This is a genomic window from Stenotrophomonas sp. 62841_Sma, from assembly GCF_056482945.1.
In genome coordinates this window covers 4,721,427-4,742,727 of record NZ_CM151224.1, presented here as the reverse complement: position 1 = coordinate 4,742,727, position 21,301 = coordinate 4,721,427, and the positions used below count along the sequence as shown (strand labels likewise).

General features: G+C 66.7%; 20 protein-coding genes. 14 read left to right on the top strand and 6 right to left on the bottom strand.

Annotated elements, in window-relative coordinates; translation table 11 throughout:
* Positions 1-117: 117 nt before the first annotated feature.
* Complete coding sequence (locus ACZK5G_RS22075; protein WP_032128465.1) at positions 118-1,779, top strand: MFS transporter; 1,662 nt, start codon at positions 118-120, stop codon at positions 1,777-1,779.
* 140 nt (positions 1,780-1,919) lie between these two features.
* Here the strand turns inward: ACZK5G_RS22075 and ACZK5G_RS22070 are convergent, their stop codons facing one another.
* Positions 1,920-2,585 carry a hypothetical protein gene (locus tag ACZK5G_RS22070; protein WP_478464842.1) on the bottom strand — a complete coding sequence of 222 codons (666 nt, stop codon included), beginning with the start codon at positions 2,583-2,585 and terminating at the stop codon, positions 1,920-1,922.
* Between the two features lie 282 nt (positions 2,586-2,867).
* Here ACZK5G_RS22070 and ACZK5G_RS22065 point away from each other — a divergent pair, with 282 nt between their 5' ends.
* The 4 genes from ACZK5G_RS22065 to xth all read left to right on the top strand — a co-directional run bounded on the left by ACZK5G_RS22065 (position 2,868) and on the right by xth (position 6,503).
* The gene (locus tag ACZK5G_RS22065) at positions 2,868-3,485 is read left to right on the top strand and encodes a hypothetical protein (RefSeq protein ID WP_285301477.1); all 618 of its coding nucleotides are present in this window, start codon (positions 2,868-2,870) and stop codon (positions 3,483-3,485) included.
* A 54-nt stretch (positions 3,486-3,539) separates the two neighbouring features.
* Positions 3,540-4,079, top strand: coding sequence for a DUF3304 domain-containing protein (locus ACZK5G_RS22060; protein WP_285301478.1), 540 nt, complete (start codon positions 3,540-3,542; stop codon positions 4,077-4,079).
* A gap of 127 nt (positions 4,080-4,206) precedes the next feature.
* Positions 4,207-5,616: a coniferyl aldehyde dehydrogenase gene (locus ACZK5G_RS22055; RefSeq protein WP_478464840.1), complete on the top strand. Its 1,410-nt coding sequence runs from the start codon at positions 4,207-4,209 to the stop codon at positions 5,614-5,616.
* Between the two features lie 119 nt (positions 5,617-5,735).
* Positions 5,736-6,503 (top strand): exodeoxyribonuclease III, encoded by a 768-nt coding sequence (gene xth, locus ACZK5G_RS22050; protein WP_369353544.1) that lies wholly within the window; start codon positions 5,736-5,738, stop codon positions 6,501-6,503.
* Positions 6,504-6,575: 72 nt separating this feature from the next.
* Here xth and ACZK5G_RS22045 read toward each other — a convergent pair whose 3' ends face one another.
* Positions 6,576-6,827, bottom strand: coding sequence for a GlsB/YeaQ/YmgE family stress response membrane protein (locus tag ACZK5G_RS22045; protein ID WP_005411656.1), 252 nt, complete (start codon positions 6,825-6,827; stop codon positions 6,576-6,578).
* An 84-nt stretch (positions 6,828-6,911) separates the two neighbouring features.
* On the opposite strand from ACZK5G_RS22045, the gene ACZK5G_RS22040 reads away from it, so the two are divergent.
* The 9 genes from ACZK5G_RS22040 (at position 6,912) to ACZK5G_RS22000 (ending at position 15,089) form a co-directional block, all read left to right on the top strand.
* On the top strand, positions 6,912-7,511 hold the full coding sequence (locus ACZK5G_RS22040) for a 4'-phosphopantetheinyl transferase family protein (RefSeq protein WP_478464838.1): 600 nt from the start codon (positions 6,912-6,914) through the stop codon (positions 7,509-7,511).
* Positions 7,512-7,550: 39 nt separating this feature from the next.
* On the top strand, positions 7,551-8,189 hold the full coding sequence (gene rsmG, locus ACZK5G_RS22035; protein WP_012512505.1) for a 16S rRNA (guanine(527)-N(7))-methyltransferase RsmG: 639 nt from the start codon (positions 7,551-7,553) through the stop codon (positions 8,187-8,189).
* 112 nt (positions 8,190-8,301) lie between these two features.
* Positions 8,302-9,099 carry a ParA family protein gene (locus tag ACZK5G_RS22030; protein WP_032128472.1) on the top strand — a complete coding sequence of 266 codons (798 nt, stop codon included), beginning with the start codon at positions 8,302-8,304 and terminating at the stop codon, positions 9,097-9,099.
* Positions 9,099-10,022 carry a ParB/RepB/Spo0J family partition protein gene (locus tag ACZK5G_RS22025; RefSeq protein WP_008267278.1) on the top strand — a complete coding sequence of 308 codons (924 nt, stop codon included), beginning with the start codon at positions 9,099-9,101 and terminating at the stop codon, positions 10,020-10,022. Before ACZK5G_RS22030 ends, ACZK5G_RS22025 begins: the two co-directional genes overlap by 1 nt.
* 125 nt (positions 10,023-10,147) lie before the next feature.
* Positions 10,148-10,888 carry a suppressor of fused domain protein gene (locus ACZK5G_RS22020; RefSeq protein ID WP_478464836.1) on the top strand — a complete coding sequence of 247 codons (741 nt, stop codon included), beginning with the start codon at positions 10,148-10,150 and terminating at the stop codon, positions 10,886-10,888.
* 46 nt (positions 10,889-10,934) lie between these two features.
* Complete coding sequence (locus ACZK5G_RS22015) at positions 10,935-11,900, top strand: NAD-dependent epimerase/dehydratase family protein (protein ID WP_049399164.1); 966 nt, start codon at positions 10,935-10,937, stop codon at positions 11,898-11,900.
* 89 nt (positions 11,901-11,989) lie between these two features.
* On the top strand, positions 11,990-12,712 hold the full coding sequence (locus ACZK5G_RS22010; protein WP_005420380.1) for a glycosyltransferase family 2 protein: 723 nt from the start codon (positions 11,990-11,992) through the stop codon (positions 12,710-12,712).
* Entirely contained in the window at positions 12,712-13,059 is a 348-nt protein-coding gene (locus ACZK5G_RS22005) for a lipid-A-disaccharide synthase N-terminal domain-containing protein (RefSeq protein WP_005414908.1), read from the top strand. Before ACZK5G_RS22010 ends, ACZK5G_RS22005 begins: the two co-directional genes overlap by 1 nt.
* Positions 13,060-13,316: 257 nt before the next feature.
* Positions 13,317-15,089: a DUF885 domain-containing protein gene (locus tag ACZK5G_RS22000; RefSeq protein WP_478464835.1), complete on the top strand. Its 1,773-nt coding sequence runs from the start codon at positions 13,317-13,319 to the stop codon at positions 15,087-15,089.
* A 133-nt stretch (positions 15,090-15,222) separates the two neighbouring features.
* Here ACZK5G_RS22000 and ACZK5G_RS21995 read toward each other — a convergent pair whose 3' ends face one another.
* Genes ACZK5G_RS21995 through ACZK5G_RS21980 form a run of 4 tightly spaced genes read right to left on the bottom strand, consistent with a single transcriptional unit; the run spans position 15,223 to position 21,296 of the window.
* Positions 15,223-18,432: an efflux RND transporter permease subunit gene (locus ACZK5G_RS21995; RefSeq protein ID WP_478464833.1), complete on the bottom strand. Its 3,210-nt coding sequence runs from the start codon at positions 18,430-18,432 to the stop codon at positions 15,223-15,225.
* Positions 18,433-18,442: 10 nt separating this feature from the next.
* Positions 18,443-19,648, bottom strand: a complete 1,206-nt coding sequence (locus tag ACZK5G_RS21990) for an efflux RND transporter periplasmic adaptor subunit (protein ID WP_329894023.1) — start codon at positions 19,646-19,648, stop codon at positions 18,443-18,445.
* On the bottom strand, positions 19,645-20,898 hold the full coding sequence (locus tag ACZK5G_RS21985; protein WP_478464832.1) for a TolC family protein: 1,254 nt from the start codon (positions 20,896-20,898) through the stop codon (positions 19,645-19,647). The genes ACZK5G_RS21990 and ACZK5G_RS21985 overlap by 4 nt, the downstream gene beginning before the upstream one ends.
* Positions 20,899-20,954: 56 nt before the next feature.
* Entirely contained in the window at positions 20,955-21,296 is a 342-nt protein-coding gene (locus tag ACZK5G_RS21980; RefSeq protein ID WP_164080026.1) for a hypothetical protein, read from the bottom strand.
* Positions 21,297-21,301: the final 5 nt, after the last annotated feature.

The following is a 21,301-nucleotide window of genomic DNA, read 5'->3' as shown; positions in this document are numbered from 1 at the left end:
GCCAGCGGCCGGCACCCACCGAGATAGGGTGCCGGTCACGGTCGGCATCTACCGAATTGTGTGCCGACCAACGGTCGGCACCCACCAACAACGATCGCTTCGGAGGGGAAGCGTCCCATGTCCAGTACACCCAGCACCGCCCATAAAGCGGGCACCCTGACCAAGGGCCACAAGAAAGTCATCTTCGCCTCGAGCCTCGGCACGGTCTTCGAGTGGTATGACTTCTTCCTGTACGGCTCGCTCGCCGCCATCATTGCCAAGCAGTTCTTCAGTGGCGTCAATGAGACCACGGGCATGATCTTCGCCTTGCTGGCGTTTGCCGCCGGCTTCTTCGTGCGTCCGTTCGGTGCGGCCTTCTTCGGCAGTCTCGGCGACCGCATCGGCCGCAAGTACACCTTCCTGGTCACCATCCTGATCATGGGCATCTCGACCTTCCTGGTCGGCGTGCTGCCCAACTACGCCTCGATAGGTTTCGCCGCACCGGTGATCCTGATCATCCTGCGCCTGGCCCAGGGCCTGGCGATGGGCGGCGAGTACGGCGGTGCCGCCACCTACGTGGCCGAGCATGCGCCGGACGACAAGCGCGGCCTGTACACCAGCTTCATCCAGTGCACCGCCACGCTCGGCCTGTTCATGTCGCTGCTGATCATCCTGGCCTGCCGCTACTTCCTCGGCAACGAAGCTTTCGAAGCCTGGGGCTGGCGTATTCCGTTCCTGGTCTCGATCCTGCTGCTGGGCGTGTCCGTGTGGATCCGCCTGCAGCTGAGCGAGTCGCCGCTGTTCCAGCAGATGAAGTCCGAGGGCAAGGGTTCCAAGACGCCGTTCCGTGACAGTCTGAAGGGCGGCAACCTGAAGCTGATGCTGCTGGTCCTGCTCGGCGCTGCAGCCGGCCAGGCCGTGGTCTGGTACGGCGGCCAGTTCTACGCGCTGTTCTTCCTCAGCAGCATGCTGAAGGTCGACGCCACCACCTCCTACCTGCTGATCGCGGCCGCGCTGGCGCTGGGCGTGCCGTTCTTCATCTTCTTCGGCTGGCTGTCCGACCGCATCGGCCGCAAGAAGATCATCCTGGCCGGCTGCCTGCTGGCGGCTGTTACCTACATCCCGATCTTCAAGGGCCTGACCCACTTCGCCAATCCGGCCATCGAAGAAGCCCGCAGCAGCTCGCCGGCCCTGGTCGTGGCCGATCCGGCCACCTGCTCGTTCCAGTTCGATCCGGTCGGCCTGCGCAAGTTCACCAGCTCCTGCGACGTGGCCACCGCCGCGCTGACCAAGGCCGGTGTGCCGTATGACGTGCAGCCCGCCGCCGCCGGTTCGCTGGCGATGGTGAACGTGGGCAGTGCCAGCGTCACTTCGTATGAAGCCGCTGGCCTGACCAAGGAAGACGGCAAGGCCAAGGCCGATGCCTTCGGTGCGGAGCTGAAGACCGCCCTGACCACCGCTGGTTACCCGGCCAAGGCCGATGGTGCACGCATCAACATCGCCGGCACGATCTTCATGCTGTGGCTGCTGGTGCTGTACGTGACCATGGTCTACGGCCCGATCGCCGCCTACCTGGTCGAACTGTTCCCGACCCGCATCCGCTACACCTCGATGTCGCTGCCGTACCACATCGGCAACGGCTGGTTCGGTGGCTTCCTGCCGGCGATCTCGTTCGCACTGGTGGCCGGTACCGGCAACCTGTACTACGGCCTGTGGTACCCCATCATCATCGCGCTGATGTCGGTGGTGATCGGCGGCCTGTTCCTGCGCGAGACCAAGGACGTGGATATCACCAAGTAGCCGGCGCGCCGACCAACGGTCGGCACCCACCGGGTTTCAGGGGCCGCGGTGCAGACCGCGGCCTTTCTGTTTGTGGGGTGGCGACTGGGGTCGGATCCCTTTCGCGCGCGAATGGGCTCCGACCCCAACCGCAGGACGTGCTACTCCGGGCATCCATCGCTCGGCTCAAGCTGTCGCCTTGAAAACGCTTCGATGCAGAACCGACGCTGCGCGCTCTCATCGCCTGCCTGGCGGATCTGCCTGCGCAACTGGTCGGCTCCCGGGCAACGCGCAGCGCTAGCGACAACAAGGTTGCACACAGGAACAAACGGGAAGTCGACGTCATGGCGTGGAGTGTTCAGCTTCTCGTCCCAGGCCGCGAACGGAAAGAGCACATGTAACAAGCCATCTGCGGCCTCGTCTTCGCTCGGTCGCGTGAGGGCGACATCCGGTGCATCCCTGAGCAAGGTGGCATAGGCTTCCAGAAAGCGACGGCCCCGACTATCGTGCTCTGCAGGTGTCTTCGCCTGCCGCAATGCTGTGTAATACGGGAAGAGGCTGTCTACATCGGGTCCGCTGCAGATCACGCCGGACGACCGTGAGCTGTCATTGACAGGGGTCTGTACACGGCAGGTCGTACGCTCAAGCCTCTCTGCAAGCGCCTCGAGCACCCTGCCAATACTGGCACCGGGTGTGGCATCGCCCTCGAGCTCGCCGACGACGGCGGCCAGGGTGTCGCCCAGCAATGGGATGTGTTCGTGCTCGGCGTTCAGGTCGATTGCCGCGACATCAATGGACTGCTCGCTGGCATCGGAAACTCCGGGCATGAGAAGACATCCGGTCAGAAATGCAAATACGCGTCGCATCTACGCATGCTATTGGAGGTGGGACACCACCTTCAGCACGCTGACGTCGTGAAGCAATGAAACAAGTACGAATCTACATATCAGCCCAGTACTCAATCGTACCGATGCGAGGTGACGTATCCAGCCACACGGAACACTGGGACTTCTAGCAAGAACTGCCAACTTATGACGCAAATGACCCGAATTCCCTTTGTTCGCCAGTGCGTCCCATAGCATGGGTGATTCATCGAATCGGATCGGGGCATGCGCAGCGTACTTCTGGCAGCGATCATCACTGTCTCAGCGTCATCGCCCGACGCAGAAACGCATGTAGCTGCCGACGGTGCGGCACCGCAGGGAAGCCTGCGAGTCGAGGAAAGATCGCCCGTGATCAAACAACTATGCAAGACAGAGGAGGTCTGGCTGTCCTGGAACAACGCCGTACCAAGCGCAACATTGGTGACCTGCGACTGCAGTTGCACATCGCATGACAACTCAGGATGGCTTGTCGAGGCGCAACCGGAAGTCGGCACCTATCGGGTGCATCGAGTCTCTCTCGGCAAGGTTTTCAGTCCCACGGAGTTCTGTCGGGCTGGTGCGCGGATTCAGGACATCGTCTCGTCGCATCCGTGGTGTCCAGGCGCCAAGCCGAGCATGCCGACGAATGCCGTGTTTGCGACGTTGGTGAAGCAGCCCACGGAATCGGGCGATGAGCCTTACTGCTTTATGCCCCACTTCTTCGTAGGTGATCGGAATGTCCCCCTGAAGAGGATTCCAATGTCGGGCGAACAGTTCTCCGACGCGCCCGCAGCAGAGTCAGCACTGATCGCGCGGGAGGTCGAGATGCTGCGTGACTGGAGACGGGAGTTTGCGCCTGAGTAGGGCATTGGTGCCCTCGGACAAGAAATGAGGGCTATACATCATGGAGTTTCAGTGATGTTTGTTTTGAAGCGCGTGGTACTGGCATTTCTTGCTGGCCCACCTCTGCTCTTATCTGCCTACGCCGTGGATGCCAGTGCGATCTATGGCGTCAACCACACTCATTGGGCGATCAACCGGTTCAGTGTCGATGGCCGTTCAGCCGTTGACATCATTGGGCCGTACCAAGGTGGCGGTGGAGGGTGCTGCTACGGCGCACCAGAGCACTGGTATCCGGGGCTGAAGGTGCGGGTTGACTGGGAAACGGGTGCCGGAAGCTCGGGAGATTTTCCTGGGACAGAGGATTGGTCAAAAGTTCTGGAGTGGGAGAAGAAAATCCTGGCGCAAAAGCGCAGGCACAGTAAAGTCGTCCCCGTCCCGGATTACACCGGCCAGGACGTCTGCGGCATCACCGTGCATTTCCTGCCCTGCGATGAGATTCAGGTCACCACCTCCTGTTACGCCTACGACAGCCCTGAGTATCCGATCAAGATTCCGCTTGAGTTGCCAGAACCGCCGTCATGCCCGGCAGAGCGTACCGAGCAGCAGAAGGCGTAGTGAGGGACGGGATTGCATGCGAGGGTGAGCGCATGCACGTTGGTGGCGAGGTTCCCGAATGAGACCCCGTGCGAAGGCGTGAAGGTTGGCATGCGAGTCGAGCACGGCTCGACTCTACAATCGGCCCATGACCACCACCACGCCGACCGACCTGCCCGCCATCCTGCACACCCTGCGCAGTGCCTGGCGGTCGCAGCGCCCTTCGCTCGACCAGCGCGAAGCCGACCTGCGCCGCCTGCGCGAGGCGCTGAAGCTGCGCCTGGACGAAATGGCCCAAGCCATCGCCGAGGACTTCGGCCACCGTGCCCACACCGAATCGAAGCTGGCCGACGGCATGAGCGTGCTGTCGGCCATCGACCACCTGCGCCGTCACCTGCGCCGCTGGTCGAAGCCGCAGCGCGTCGGTGCCGGCTGGCGGCTGTGGCCGGCGCGCGCGCAGCTGCGGCCGACGCCGCTGGGCGTGGTCGGGGTGATCTCGCCCTGGAACTACCCGGTCACGCTGGCATTGGTGCCGCTGGTCACCGCCATTGCCGCCGGCAATCACGTGTTGCTCAAGCCCTCCGAACACACGCCGTGCACCAGCGCGTTCCTGGCCGATCTGCTGGCCAGCGTGTTCCCGCCCGATCGCGTGGCGGTGGTGCAGGGTGGGGCGGATGTGGCCGCGGCGGTGTCGTCGCTGCCGCTGGACCATCTGCTGTTCACCGGCTCGACGGCCGTTGGCCGCAAGGTGATGGCCGCCGCCGCCGAGCATCTGGTGCCGGTCACGCTTGAACTGGGCGGCAAGTCGCCGGCCATCGTCTGTCGCGATTTCCCGCTGGACAAGGCCGCCGCACGGCTGGCCACCGGCAAGTGGTTCAACGCCGGGCAGACCTGCATCGCGCCGGATTACGTGCTGATCGACACCGCGCGCCAGCGCGAGTTCGTGCAGGCGCTGCAGCAGCAGGTGCGCGAGCGCTATGGCGATTTCGGCAGCGCCGACGATTACACGCGCATCATCAACGAAGGCCAGTACCGGCGCCTGCAGGGTTATCTGGCGCAGGCGCGCGAACGCGGTGTGCCGGTGATTCCGTTGGCGCAGGTGGATGATGCGCGGGCTGATCGTGAGCGGCTGCTGGTGCCCACTGTGGTGCTGGACCCGCCGGACGACCTGGACCTGATGCGCGAGGAGATCTTCGGGCCGATCCTGCCGGTGCGGGCGTACCCGGATCTGGATGCGGCGCTGGCCGACGTGCTGTCGCGCGACCGGCCGCTGGCGCTGTATCCCTTCAGCCATGACCGGGCCACGGTGGAGCGCATGCTCGGCCAGGTGGTGGCCGGCGGGGTGACAGTGAATGACACGCTGCTGCACTTCGCCGCCGATGGCCTGCCGTTTGGCGGGGTGGGGGCCAGCGGCATGGGTGCGTACCACGGCCGGGCCGGGTTCGATGCGATGAGCAAGCGGTTGCCGGTGCTGTGGCAGTCGCGCTGGGCTGCCAGTGACCGGCTGCGGCCGCCGTATTCGAAGATTGCGGGGTTGTTGAAGTTCCTCTTGCGGTGATCGGGTTCCGGTAGTTGCCAACCTTGGTTGGCACACGGTGATTGCTGGCGCCAACCAAGGTTGGCGTCTACCGGGGTATAGGGGCGCCCATCAGGGCCCACCCGGGTAGAATGGCCCCCATGAAGATCGCCTCGTGGAACGTCAATTCGCTCAATGTCCGCCTGCCGCACCTGGAGCAGTGGCTCAAGGCGTTCGGCCCGGACATCGTCGGTATCCAGGAAACCAAGCTGGAGGACCACAAGTTCCCCGATTCGGCGCTGATCGCCGCGGGCTACCGCAGCGTGTTCGCCGGCCAGAAGACCTACAACGGCGTGGCGCTGCTGTCGCGTGAGCCGGCGCAGGACGTGCAGATCGGTATTCCCGGCTTCGAGGACGAGCAGAAGCGCGTCATCGCCGGTACCTTCGGCGACCTGCGGGTGATCAACCTGTACGTGGTCAACGGCCAGGACATCGGCACCGACAAGTACGACTACAAACTGCGCTGGTTGGAGGCGGTGCATGCGTGGATCGCCGAAGAACTGCAGCGGCACCCGAAGCTGATCGTGATGGGCGACTTCAACATCGCCCCGGACGCGCGCGATGTGCACGACCCGGAGGTGTGGAACGAGAACCACATCCTGACCTCCACCGCCGAGCGCGGCGCGCTCAACAAGCTGCTGCAGCTGGGCCTGCACGATGGCTTCCGCCTGCACAACGACGAGGCGGGCACCTTCAGCTGGTGGGATTACCGTGCCGCGGGCTTCCGCCGCAACCTGGGCCTGCGCATCGACCTGACCCTGGTCTCCGATGCGCTGAAGGGCAGTGCGGTGGCCTCGGGCATTGATCGTGAGCCGCGCACCTGGGAACGCCCGAGTGACCACGCGCCGGCATGGGTGCAGTTGGGTTGAACGAACGGGGCCCGACGATTGCCGGGCCCGTTGTGATGCGTCTGCCGGCCAGCGGCCGGCACGACGGCCGCGTCAGCGTATGCTCTTGCGGGTGAACAGGTTGACGATCGCCAGCAGGATCACCGCACCGATCAGCGAGAACAGGAAGGTGCGGATGGTGATCGCTTCGTTGATGCCGCCGCCGAACAGCCAGCCGGAAATCAGCGCGCCGACGATGCCGACCACGATGTTGAGGATGATGCCCTGCTGGGCATCGCGCTTCATGATGATGCTGGCCAGCCAGCCTACGATGCCGCCGACGATCAGCCAGATGATGATGCCCATGATCGAACCTCCGGTGGGGAACTGTGACCAGTTGACGCGCACGGCCGTGAACCCGTCGTGGAATTGCGTGACGGGCGCGTGCGGATGAGCCTGCCAGCCACCCTCGACGGCCCGTGGCGCTTCGGCCCGGTGACGGTCTGGCGGTGCCCGCACGTGCCGGGCCACCGCGGCGAACCGCAGGCGCGGCAGGTGCTGGCGCAGGCGCTGGGCGCCGACCCGGAGACGCTGCCACTGGTCCGTGATGACAAGGGCCGGCCGGAGCTGAGCGGTGCGCTGGCACACTACGGCACCGGCTGGAGCCACAGTGGCGAGGTGCTGCTGGTGGCGCTGGGCGAAGGCGTGCGGCTGGGCGTGGACCTGGAGCTGCTGCGGCCGCGGGCCCGCCTGCTGGAGATCGTGCAGCGTTTCTTCCACCCCGCGGAAGTGGCCTGGCTGGAAAGCCTGGACGAGGCCGAGCGCGAGCACTGGTTCTTCCGCGTGTGGTGCGCCAAGGAAGCCATCCTGAAGGCGCACGGGCAGGGCATCTCGTTCGGCCTGCACCGCCTGCAGCTGGCGTCGGGGGCCGATGGCGCCCTGCACCTGCGCTGGTGCGACCCGGAACTGGGCGAGGCCGCGCGCTGGCACCTGCACGAATGGCAGGCCACCGGCCAGTTCCGTGCGGCATTGGCCTGGTATCCACACTGAAGCGGGGAATCAGCGCGCAAAACCGGCGATAATGGCGGCATGAGCGAACACCCACTTCCCGCCAGCGTGGCTGCCACGCTGGAACAGGGCCTGGCCAGCATGGGCCTGGACGCCGCGCTGGCGCCGCCGCTGCTGCGCTACCTGGCCCTGCTGCACCGCTGGAACGGCACCTACAACCTCACCGCAATCCGCGACCCGCAGGAGATGGTCACCCGTCACCTGCTCGACTCGCTGGCGATGCAGCCGTTCGTGGCTGACGGCAGCCTGGCCGACCTCGGCACCGGCCCCGGCTTGCCTGGCATCCCGCTGGCGATCGCCTGCCCGGGCCTGCAGGTCACCCTGGTGGAGAGCAACGGCAAGAAGGCGCGCTTCATGCGCGAGGCCGTGCGCCAGCTCGGTCTGGGCAATGCCCGCGTGGCCGAATCGCGCGCCGAGGCGCTGGACGAAGCTGGCCACTACGACCAGCTGACCGCGCGTGCGATGGACACCCTGGCCGGCATCGTCCGCGTCGGTGGCCATCTGTTGCGCCCCGGCGGCGTGCTGTTGGCCATGAAGGGCGTCTACCCGCATGAAGAGATCGCGGAGCTGCCGGCTGGCTGGCAGGTGCGCGAGGTGACCCCGCTGAGCGTGCCCGGCCTGGCCGGCGAACGCCACCTGGTCACTGTTACAGGTCCCTGATTCCCGTCGCCAGCCCCTTGTGGAACAAGAGGTTGGCGATCCACGATTTCCGCAAGGGCCCGGTTGTACGCATAATGACCGGTCCCAGCACACGTCGACGAGGCACACCCGCATGGCCCGCATCATCGCCATCGCCAACCAGAAGGGTGGCGTCGGCAAGACCACGACCGCCGTCAACCTGGCCGCTTCCCTGGCCAACGCACCCAAGCGCGTGCTGTTGGTCGACCTGGATTCGCAGGGCAACGCGACCATGGGCAGTGGCGTGGACAAGCGCGAGCTGGTCTCCTCCACCTACGATCTGCTGCTGGGCGAGTCCAGCGCCGCCGATGTGCGCGTGCAGACGGCCGAAGGCTACGACCTGCTGCCGGGTAACATCGACCTGACCGCGGCCGAGATCCAGCTGATGGCGCAGAGCGAGCGCGAGCAGCGCCTGAAGCGCGCGCTGGCACCGATCCGCGACGAGTACGACTACATCCTGATCGACTGCCCGCCGGCGCTGTCGCTGCTGACGCTCAACGCGCTGGCCGCCGCCGATTCGGTGATCGTGCCGATGCAGTGCGAGTACTACGCACTGGAAGGCCTGAGCGCGCTGGTGGAAACCATCGAAGCGCTGCGTGCCAACCTCAACCCGGCGCTGGAGATCGAAGGCGTGCTGCGCACCATGTTCGATGTGCGCAACAACCTGGCCAACGCGGTCTCGGCCGAGCTCACCGAGCACTTCGGCGACCGCGTGTTCCGCACCATCGTGCCGCGCAACGTGCGCCTGGCCGAGGCACCCAGCCATGGCCAGAGCATCGTCGGCTACGACCGCGCCTCGCGCGGTGGCGTGGCCTACCTGGGCCTGGCCGGCGAGATCATCCGCCGCAACAACGAACGCAACAAGGCCGCCAAGGCCGTGGAGACCGTCTGATGACCAGCAGCAAGCCGGCAGCCAAGAAGCGAGGCCTCGGCCGTGGCCTGGATGCCCTGCTCGGTCCCAAGGGGGCGGTCAGCCAGGTGCAGGCCACCACTGCGGTGATCGAGCCGCTGCCGGGTGAGGTGCTGCGCAAGCTGGCCGTCGGCCAGCTGCAGCCGGGCAAGTACCAGCCGCGCCGCGAGATGGACGAGGGCAAGCTCTCCGAGCTGGCTGATTCGATCAAGTCGCAGGGCGTGATCCAGCCGATCCTGGTGCGCCAGCTGCCGGCAGGCAACTACGAGATCGTCGCCGGTGAACGCCGTTGGCGCGCATCGCAGCTGGCCGGCCTGGACGAAGTGCCGGTGGTGGTGCGCGAGCTGGAAGACCGCACCGTCATCGCGATGGCGCTGATCGAGAACATCCAGCGCGAAGACCTCAACCCGCTGGAAGAAGCCGAAGCGCTGCAGCGCCTGATCAGCGAATTCACCCTGACCCATGCCGAGGCTGCCGAGGCCGTCGGCCGCTCGCGTGCGGCGGTGTCCAACCTGCTGCGCCTGCTGGAGCTGCCGGTGGCAATCCGCCTGCTGCTGGAAACCCGCCGCCTGGAAATGGGCCATGCCCGCGCGCTGCTGACCCTGGCCCCCGAGCTGGCCGGCAAGCTGGCGCAGGAAGCGGCCGATGAAGGCTGGTCGGTGCGCGAGGTCGAGCGCCGTGCGCAGGCCTTCGCCGCCGGCAAGGTGCCCAGCAACCGCCCGGTGGCCACGCCGAAGGTGCAGCAGGCCGACATCGCCTCGCTGGAAACCGAGCTGTCCGAAGCGCTGGGGGCCAAGGTGGCGATCAATCACGGCCGTGGCGGCAAGGGCAAATTGATCATCCATTACACCGACCTGGATACCCTGGACGGCGTGCTGGAAAAGCTGCGTACGCGCCAGGGCTGAGCCCGGCGCAAAGACAGGGGGGGCGGCCTGTTCCTGCCGCGTCCTGCAGATGACAGGGAACGCACCGCCGCGCGCGCCGGGGGATGCACTGCTCTCCGGCCCGTGGCCCATCCAAGGAGCAGGACATGAGCAACGAATACGAGTACGAGGACGTCAGCCCGGACGGTACCCAGATACTGAGGCACCGGCGCGAAAAGGACTTTGTGCTCGCCATCGGCGAAGAGCAGCACATCGAAGCGATCAGCGGCCATATCGAGCGCCATCTCGGACCGATCGCCACGGTCCTGCACGAACTCATTTCCGACCTGGTGCACATTGACGTGCACGTGGTGCCGGCCAATGACCACTGCCCGTACCTGCGCCTGGTCACCTCCGGCATGAGCGACCTGCCGATGACCGTGCCCGCCGACGTGGACGCGGATGTGCCGCGCTACATGGAGCTGATGGTGACCCTGCCGGCCGACTGGCCGATGTACCAGGACGCCTTCGAGGACGAGCGCAATTACTGGCCGGTGCGCCTGCTGAAGGGCATGGCGCGGCTGCCGCACGAGTACGACACGTGGCTGGGCTTCGGCCACACCATTCCCAACGGCCATCCCAGCGAGCCTTATGCGCCCGGAGCAGGCTTCGACGGTGCCATCGTGCTGATGCCGGTGACTGCTCCGGAGGACTTCGCCACGCTGGAGCTGGAGGATGGCAGGACCATCAGCTTCATGAGCCTGGTTCCGCTGTATCCGGAAGAGATGGACCTGAAGCTGAAGAAGGGCGCCGACGCCCTGCTCGACCGCTTCGATGCGAAGCAGATCAACGATGTGATCGAGCTGGGCCGCGTCAACGTCGCCAGGAAGCGTTTCGGTTTGTTCTGAGACCGGTAACATCAGGGGCCTGAATTTCTGCTTCCGGGCCCCTGCCATGACCATCCTGCTTACCGGCGCTGCCGGCTTCATCGGTGCCTACACCGCCCGCGCGCTGCTGGAGGCGGGCCAGCCGGTGGTCGGCCTGGACAACTTCAACGACTACTACGACCCGCAGATCAAGCGCGACCGCGTGGCCGCGCTGTGCCCGACGCTGGACCTGCGCACCCTGGACCTGACCGACCAGCAGGGCCTGGCTGCGCTGTTCGACGAGGTGAAGCCGACCGCGGTGATCCATCTGGCTGCACAGGCCGGCGTGCGCTATTCGCTGGAAAATCCGCAGGCCTACGTCGACAGCAATCTGATCGGCTTCGTCAACATGCTCGAGCTGTGCCGCCACCGTGGCGTGCAGCATCTGGTGTATGCGTCGAGCAGCTCGGTCTACGGTGATTCGGCCACGCCGCCGTTCTCCGAGGACCAGCGCGTGGACCAGCCGCGCTCGCTGTATGCGGCCACCAAGGCGGCCAACGAGCTGATGGCCTACACCTACGCGCAGCTGTACGGCCTGCATGCCACCGGCCTGCGCTTCTTCACCGTGTATGGCCCGTGGGGCCGGCCGGACATGGCACCGTTGCTGTTCTCGCGCGCGGTGCTGGCCGGGCGGCCGATCGACGTGTTCAACGAAGGCCGCATGCAGCGCGACTTCACACATGTCTCCGACATCGTGTCCGGTATTCTCGGCGCGCTCGCGCATCCGGCCGATGGTCCGGTACCGCACCGGGTGTTCAACCTCGGCAACCATACGCCGGTCGAGCTGGAGCGCTTCATCAGCGTGATCGAGCAGGCTGCCGGCCGCCCTGCGCAGAAGGTCTACAAGCCGATGCAGCCGGGCGACATGGTGCGCACGATGGCCGATACCCGGCGCGCCCATGACGCATTCGGCTTCGACGCGGTGACCCCGATCGAAGCAGGGTTGCCCCCCGTCGTGCAGTGGTGCCGCGAGTATTTTGGCGACCGCGCCTGAGGAGGGATCCTCACACAGCCGGATTCATCTTCGGATAACCTCGGCTTCGGAGAATGCGCGGTCTTTGTCCCCCTTTGGCCGAGTGCCTTATGAGCCAACCCGAGCTTTCCGTTGTCGTCCCGGTGTTCAACGAACGCGACAATGTCGCCCCGCTGGTTGCCGAAATCACCGCCGCGCTGCGTGGGCGGCTTCCGTTCGAGATCGTCTACATCGACGATCACTCGCGCGATGACACCCTGGCGGTGCTGCAGGGCCTGAAGGCGACCACCCCGGAACTGCGCGTGCTGCACCATGTGAACCAGAGCGGGCAGAGCACCGCCGTGCGCACCGGCGTCAAGCACGCGCGTGCACCGTGGATCGCCACCCTGGATGGCGATGGCCAGAACGATCCGGCGGACATTCCCAAGCTGCTGGCGGCGCGCGATGCGGCCGAGGCGCAGGTGAAGCTGTTTGCCGGCTGGCGCGTCAACCGCCAGGACAGCGGCAGCAAGCGCTGGGCCAGCAAGTGGGCCAACGCCATCCGTGCACGCATGCTGCGCGACGATACGCCCGATACCGGCTGCGGCATCAAGCTGTTCGAGCGCAGCGCGTTCCTCGACCTGCCGTATTTCGACCACATGCACCGCTACCTGCCGGCGCTGATGCAGCGCGCCGGCTGGAAGACCACCAGCGTGCCGGTCAACCACCGCCACCGTACCGCCGGTGTCTCCAAGTACAACAACCTCGGCCGCGCCCTGGTTGGCATCCGTGACCTGCGTGGCGTGGCCTGGCTGATCACCCGCAGCAAGCGCACCGCGGTGGAGGAGCGTTGATGGATCTGGAGCTGCATTGGCTCGACCAGCCGCTCACCTGGCTGTACTGGACCGGCCTGCATGTGACCGGCTGGAAGCTGATCGGCTATACCGGCGCGCTGATGTTCGGGGGCCGCTGGCTGGTTCAGTTCATCGCCTCCAAGCGTGCGGGCAAGCCGGTGATCCCACGCCTGTTCTGGTACATGAGCGTGGTCGGCAGCCTGATGACGCTGAGCTACTTCCTGTTCTCGGCCAAGCAGGACTCGGTAGGCGTGCTGCAGAACCTGTTCCCGGCATTCACCGCGCTGTACAGCCTGCAGCTGGACATCAAGCACCGCGGATGGAAGCGGGACAAGGCCAGCCACTAGGTCTTCGGGGCCTCATCCGGTAGCTGCCGACCTTGGTCGGCGCTGGGTTTGGGGGCCAACCAAGGTTGGCCGCTACCGGAGCCCCGGTCTGCCACGCTACGGTAGATGCCGACCTTGGTCGGCGCTGGGTTTGGGGGGCCAACCAAGGTTGGCCGCTACCGGGGCCCCGGTCTGCTGCGCAGGCAGGACCTTCGTCCCATGCCACGGGCCGTGGGCGGTGCCATCATCGGGGTCTGCCTTCCCGGGAACCTGTGCTCGTGAAAACCCGTCTTGCCGTTGCCCTGCTGATCGCCCTGTCCGCCCCTGCCGTAGCCCTGGCCGCACCGCCCGCCGCCGCCGCGCCGGCCAGCGTGGCCACCGAATCGCCCGCCGATGCCGCCTTCCGCGCGCTGTACGAGAAGGAATGGAAGTGGCGCCAGGAGGGCGGCGGCGAGGCCAGCGAGGACGAGGACGCGCCAGCCAACGCCACCCGCATGCCCGACGTCGGCCCGGCCGCGCAGCAGGCACGCCTGAAGGTGTGGGACGAGACCCTGGCCGCGCTGAAGAAGATCGACCCGAAGACCCTGTCGCCCGACAACCAGGTCAACTACGCGATCTACCGTGACCAGGTGTTCAACCTGGCCGAAGAAGTGCGCCTGCGTGGCTACGAGATGCCGTTCAACGCCGACTCCTCGTTCTGGTCCAACCTGTCCTTCATGGCCCGGCGCGAGATGAAGACCGTGCAGGACTACCAGAACTACATCGCACGCCTGAACGATGTACCGCGTTACTTCGGCCAGCAGACCGAAAACATGCGCGCCGGCCTGAAGCGAGGTTTCAGCGTGCCGCGCGCGGTGCTCGATGGCCGCGAAGTGTCCATCGCCACCGTCGCCGAGCTGATGGATCCCGCCGAGTCGCCGCTGTACGCGCCGTTCAAGAAGCTGCCCAACAGCATTCCGGCCGCAGAGCAGGCCAAGCTGCAGGCGCAGGCGCGCGAAGCAATCAGTGGCAAGGTGGTGCCGGCGTTCCAGCAGCTGCGCACCTTCTTCGTCAACGAGTACGTGCCGCAGGCGCGCACCACCCTGGCCGCCGAAGCGATGCCGGGCGGCAAGGCGTACTACAAGCAGCAGATCCACGAATACACCACGCTGGACCTGTCGCCGGACGAGATCCACCGCATCGGTCTGGATGAAGTTGCACGCATCCAGAAGGAAATGAACGACATCATCAAGCAGGTGAAGTTCAAGGGCAGCTTCGCCGAATTCCTGACCTTCCTGCGCACCGATCCGCAGTTCTATGCCAAGACCCCGGAAGAGCTGCTGTCGCGCGCCGCATGGATCTCCAAGCGGGCAGACGGTCAGTTGGGCAAGTACATGACCTTGCCGCGCGCGCGCTTCACCATCGTGCCGGTGCCGCCGGACATCGCGCCGTTCTGGACCGCCGGCCGCGGTGGCATGGGCACCTACTGGCTCAACACCTACAACCTGCCGTCGCGCCCGCTGTACAACCTGCCGGCGCTGACCCTGCATGAATCCGATCCGGGCCACGCGCTGCAGGGTGCCATTGCCGCCGAGCAGAAGAACCTGCCCGAGTTCCGCCGCAACGCCTATATTTCCGCTTATGGCGAAGGCTGGGCGCTGTACTGCGAGAAGCTGGGCGTGGAAATGGGCATCTACGAAACCCCGTATGAGGATTTCGGCCGCCTGACCTACGAGATGTGGCGCGCCACGCGCCTGGTGATCGACACCGGCGTGCACAGCAAGGGCTGGAGCCGCGAGCAGGCCTTGGCCTACCTGCGTGACCACACCGCGCTGAGCGAGCATGAAGTGACCACCGAAGTGGACCGCTACATTTCCTGGCCGGGCCAGGCCCTGAGCTACAAGCTGGGGGAGATCGCCATCGTGCGCCTGCGTGCGCAGGCAGAGAAGGAGCTGGGCGACAAGTTCGACATCAAGGGCTTCCACGACACCCTGCTCAAGCAGGGCTCGGTGCCCCTGCCGGTGCTGGAACAGCAGATCCAGGCCTACATCGCCGAACGCAAGAAGGCCTGACAGTGCAAGGGTAGTGCCGGCCGCTGGCCGGCAACCCGCATGCACCGCAAACGTTCGACATTGCCGGCCAGCGGCCGGCACTACCAGGGATCGGAAAACGGGGTCGGATCGCAGGATCCGACCCCGTGGTCTTTCAGCCCACCGCCCTTGGCTTGGCCACCCGCGCAGCGAAGGTCGGCAGCACCAGCAAGGTCAGCACGGTGGCGGTGATCAACCCGCCGATCACCACCGTAGCCAGCGGCTTCTGCACTTCCGCACCGGAACCGCTGGCGATCGCCATCGGAATGAAGCCGACGATCGCCACCAGCGCCGTGGTCAGCACCGCGCGGATGCGGCTCGATGCACCGTTGATCGCCGCCTGCAGCGGCAGGTCACCGGCATCCAGGCGCTCGCGGATCGCCTGCATCAGCACCAGGCCGTTCAAGGTGGCCACGCCGGAGACGGCGATGAAGCCGACCGCCGCCGACACCGAGAACGGCATGCCACGCAGCAGCAGCGCGAGAATGCCGCCGACCAGCGCCAACGGCACGCAGCTGAACACCAGAATGGCTTCCTTGCCGCTGCGCAGCGCCATGAACAGCAGGCTGCCGATCAGCAGGAACACTACCGGCACCACCGTCGCCAGCCGCTTCTCCGCACGCTGCAGGTTCTCGAACTGGCCACCCCAGGTCAGGTAGGCGCCTGGCGGCAATGCAACATCAGCCACCGCCGCCTGTGCCTCGCCGACGAAGCCGCCCAGATCGCGGCCACGCACGTTGGCCTGCACCACCACGCGGCGGCTGCCGTTGTTGCGGCTGATCTGGTTCGGTCCTTCGCTGACCGTGATGCGCGCGACCGACGACAGCGGAATCACCAGGCCCGCAGGCGTGGCGATCGGCAGCGAAGCCAGCTGGTCCGGATCATTGCGCGAGGCATCGTCCAGGCGCACCACCACGTTGAAGCGACGGTCGCCTTCGAAGATCTTGCCGGCGGCGGTACCACCGATGCCGGTGGCCAGCGCGTCACTCACATCCGCCGCGGTCAGGCCGTACTGCGCCGCCGCCACGTGATCGATGGCCACGTTGAGCGTGGGCAGGCCGGAGATCTGCTCCACCCGCACGTCGGCCGCACCGTTCACCGCACGCAGCTTCAACGCCACCTGGTCGGCCACCTTCTGCAGCTGGCTGAAGTCATCGCCGAAGATCATCACCGCCAGATCGGTACGCACGCCGGAAATCAGCTCGTTGAAGCGCAGTTCGATCGGCTGGCTGAACTCGAAGCTGTTGCCCAGCTGCTGCCCGGCCAGCTTCTCGAAGCGTGCCACCAGTGCATCCTTGCCCAGCTTCGGATCCGGCCAGTCCTTGCGCGGCTTGAGCACGATCACGCTGTCGGAAATGTTGGTCGGCATCGGGTCGATTGCTGCCTCGGCGGTACCGGTGCGCGAGAACACGGTTTCCACTTCCGGCTGTTTGGCAATCGCCTTTTCCAGCGCCAGCTGCATCGCCAGCGACTGCTCCAGCGACGTCGACGGCACGCGCAGGGCCTGCATCGCCACGTTGCCTTCGTCCAGCGTCGGCATGAACTCGCGGCCCAGCAGCGAGAACGAACCGATGCCCACCACCACCATCATCACCGCACCGGCCAGCACCGTGCGCGGATGCGCCACGGCTTTGCGCACCACTGGTTCGATGCGCGCACGCAGCACGCGGATCAGCTTGGTTTCGTGCTCGCCATCGTCAGCATGTGTATCGCCGTCCTTCACCTTGGGCTCGCGCACCAGCAGTGCGGCCATCGCCGGCACGAAGGTGAAGGAGAATATGAAGGCACCGACCAGGGCCAGCATGAACGTGGCCGCCATCGGGTGGAACGTCTTGCCCTCCACGCCTTCCAGGGTAAGGATCGGCGCGAACACCAGCAGGATGATCAGCTGCCCGAAGGCCGCCGGGCGTGCCATTTTGCGCGCCGAATCAGCGGCCACGCGCAGGCGTTCCATCGCGGTCAATGCACGGCCCAGTTCGGCGCGGCGCTGGCCCAGCATCAGCAGCGTCGATTCGATCACGATCACCGCACCGTCCACCAGGATGCCGAAGTCCAGCGCACCCAGGCTCATCAGGTTGCCGCTGATGCCGAAGCGGTTCATGCCGATCACCGCGAACAGGAACGACAGCGGAATCACCAGCGCGGTGATCGTCGCTGCACGCAGGTTGCCCAGCAGCAGGAACAGCACCACCACCACCAGCAGCGCGCCCTCGGTGAGGTTCTTGGCCACGGTCTTGATGGTGGAATTGACCAGCACGCTGCGGTCCAGCACCGGTGCCGCCACGATGTCGGCCGGCAGCGATTTGTTCACCTGTTCCAGGCGCGCCGCAGCTGCCTGCGCCACGGTGCGGCTGTTGCCGCCGGCGATCATCAGCGCGGTACCCAGCACGGCTTCGTGGCCGTTGCGGCTGGCCGCACCCAGGCGCGGTGCGCGGCTCAGGTCGACGTCGGCCACATCGGCCACGCGCACCACCACGCCATTGCGGGTGGCCACCGGGGCCTGCGCCAGATCTTCGGTGGTCAGCGCCAGGCCGTCAGCACGTACCACCAGGCCCTCGCCGGCACGCTGCACGAAACCGGCACCGGCCTGCACGTTGGAACGCTGCAGGGCAGTGACCAGGTCGGACAGGCCGAGGCCGTGCGCGGCCAGCTTGGCGCTGTCCGGATGCACGCCGTATTCCTTGACGTAGCCGCCGACCGTATCGACGCCGGCCAGCCCCGGGCTGGAACGCATCTGCGGCGCGATGATCCAGTCCTGCACGGTGCGCAGGTAGGTGGCACGTTCTTCCGGCGTGCGAAGCAGGTTGCCTTCGGGCGTGCGGTAGACCTCACCGGCCTGCCAGCCGGCTTCACCCGGCTTGGCCAGCTTGGCTGGATCGAACGCCGTGAAGTCCACCGTCCACATCAGCACTTCGCCGAGGCCTGTGGTGACCGGCGACAGCATTGGCGAGGCACCGTCGGGCAGGTCTTCCGATGCTTCGCGCATGCGTTCGGCTACCTGCTGGCGGGCGAAGTAGATGTCGGTGGCATCGGTGAAGATCGCGGTGACCTGCGAGAAGCCATTGCGCGACAACGAACGCGTGGTGGTCAGGCCGGGAATGCCGGCCAGCGCGGTTTCCAGCGGGTAGGTCACCTGCCGTTCGATCTGTTCCGGCGTCAGCGCCGGTGCCACCGTGTTGATCTGCACCTGGCGGTTGGTGATGTCCGGCACCGCGTCGATCGGCAGCTTGCCCAGCTGGAACAGGCCCACGGCAGCGATCAGCGCCGCCATGAACACCACCAGCCAGCGGTGCCGAACCGCTGTTTCAATGATCAGCTTGAACATGGTCGCCTCCTCAGTGGCCGTGCTCGGCTTCGCCCTTGGCCAGCTCGGCCTTGAGCAGGAAGGCGTTGGCACCGACGATGCGCTCGTTGCCGGTCAGCCCACCGAGGATCTCGATACGGTCACCAGCACGACGGCCAGCCAGCACCGGCTGCGCCTTGAAGCCGCCTTCGACGGCGACGAACACCGCGCTGCTGCCATCGACGTTCTGCACCGCATCGGCGGGCACGCTGAGCGAGCCATCCTGGCCTTCGGTGACGACCACCGCCGATACCGGCGAACCGGCCGGCGGCAGCGCGGCATCCACCGGCGTGGCACGGATCACCGCGACGCCGCCCTGCTGGCGGACATCGGCGGCCGACCCGGTGACGGTGGCGGTGAAGCTGCCACCCGGCACGCTCACTTCCAGCTTCATGCCCGGCGTGACCTGCGCGGCCAGCGCCGGCGGTGCGGTGAACACCAGCTCGTTCATCGTCGGGTCGGCGACGTCGGCCACCGCGCTGCCGGCGGCGACCACGCCACCCGGGGTGACCTGCACGTTGCCGACGATGCCGGCTACCGGGCTGGTGATGCGCACGCGACCGCTGCTGTCCGGCGAACCGTTGGCGGCGGCTTGAGCCTGCGCGGCGGCGGCCTGGGCCTGTGCCGCCAGCGAACGTGCGCGCGAGGTTTCCATTTCCTGGCGGGCGACCACGCCCTGGTCGACCAGCGCCTTGTCGCGGCCATAGGCCAGGCGCGCGGCTTCTGCTTCGGCCGAGGCGGCCAGCGCATTGGCGCGGAACACCGCGGCCTCGCCACTGACCACGATGGCCAGTGCCTGGTTCTGCTTCACCGCCGTGCCCGGCGCGACCAGCACGCGCTCGACGCGGCCGGTCACCGTGGAGGCAACCGAAGCGCGGGCGCCCACGGTGGGCTCGACCCTGCCGGACAGCCGGGTCGAGCCACCGCCACCGCGACCGATCGCGACCACTTCGATACCGGAGGCCTTGATCTGTTCCTGGGTCAGCTGCACCACGCCTTCATCGGCGTCGGCGGGGGCTTTCGCGGTTTCCGCCTTGGCCTCCTTGCTGTCGGCGGCATGGCCGTGGCCATCGTCGGTGCCGGCCTTGGCCGCAGCGGGGTCTTCATTGGCAGGCGTCTGCGCGTTGCCAGCGCAGCCGGCCAGCAGCATGGTCAGCAGCACGCCGCCGATCAGCGGGAAAGTACGGGAGAGAGTCATTTGGCCTCCACAAAAGGTGCGCGCCCCTCAAGGCGGGCAAGATCGATTTCGGCGCCGACGCGCGACAGGCGCGCATCCACGGCGGTGCCGCGGGCGGCGATGAGGGCGCTGCGCGTGCTGCGCAGTTCCAGCTGCGAGATACGTCCGGCGTCGAAGCCGACGCGGGCCAGGCGATACGCCTCTTCGGCGGCGACCACGCTTTCGTCGGCGGCGCGGGTCCGGCTTCCGGCGGCTTTCAGTCCGGCTACGGCGGAGAGACGTGCCGCCTCGCTGTCGCGGCGCTGCTGGTCCAGGCGGGCCTCGGCCGCGCGCTGGTCGGCATTGGCGGCGCGGATGCCCCCGCGGTTGCGGTCGAACAGCGGGATGCTGAGGCTGACCCCGAGGTTGTAGGCACGCTCGCCGCCTTCGCGGAAGCGGGTCTGTGCGGCGGTGACACTGAGGTCGGGCAGGGCGCGCTTGCGCTCCACGTCGACCAGCTTGCCCGCCGCATCGGCTTCGGCTTCGGCGATGCGCACCGCCAATGCGGTATCGGTGGCACCACGTGGCAACGGCGGGGCGCGGTCGAGCAGGCTGTTGTCGATCGACTGCACCGGCGCGTCCAGCAGTGCCGTGCCGGCCAGGCGTGCCAGCGCGGCATCGCGGAAGGCCTGAGCCTCATCCAGCGCGGCGCTGGCATTGGCCACTTCGCTCTGCGCCTGCACCGCGCGCAGCTGCGGTTCGCGGCCCTGCTTGACCATCGCGTTGACGGCGTTGGCGTCATCGCGGGTGAGGGTCAGTGCTTCTTCGGCCAGGGTGTAGCGGCGCAGTGCGCTTTCCGCCTGTGCGTAGACCACCGCCAGCTGGCTGGCCACGTCGCTGCGGCTTTGGGCACCACGCAGGTTGGCGGCCTGTGCCTCGGCGCGGGCGGCACGGACACGCGCGCCACGCTGGCCCCAGACCTCCAGCGGCTGGGACAGGGTGAGCACGGTATCGGCCTTGCCCATGCCGCCATAGGAGCCGGTGCCCCAGGCGTTTTCGGCGGAGTAGGAGAGGGAAGGATTGGGCAACGCACGGGCCTGGTCGGCACGCGCATCGGCGGCCTCGGCCAGTGCTGTACCCACACGGGTACCGGGCAGCTGGTCCAGGCGTTCAAGCAGGGTGTCGTAGGAGGGGGCGGCTTGCGCCATCACCGATGCCGCCGGGGCCAGGCCCAGCAACACGGCGACGACCAGCCCGGCCGCGCGCGGCGACCGAGGTGTCAGGATCGACATAGGGGGATTCCGGTTGTGAGTGAAACGGGAGCCCGCGATTGCGGGACGCGCTCAACTCACGCCCGGGGGGGACGCGTCAATTCATCCTGGGCGACCGCATAGGTCGCCACGTCGCCGGTATTCATCCAGCGCGCCGGCAGCGGCGTACCGAAGGCGGCGAAATCGTTCGCCGGCAGGCTCAGCGTGGAGTGGTGGCAGTGGTTATGCGTGCAGGCACCCGTGTGCTTGCTGTCGCTGTCGCTGTCACCGCCTGCGTCGTCCGCGAGGGATTCGACATGGGCGCTGCTGGCATGCGGTTCCACCGCACACACCAGTGCGTCGGCCACCGGCACGACCACGAATGCCGCCATCAGCAGCATCATCAGGTACGTACGCAGTTGGCGGGTGATCCGGCGCATGGAGG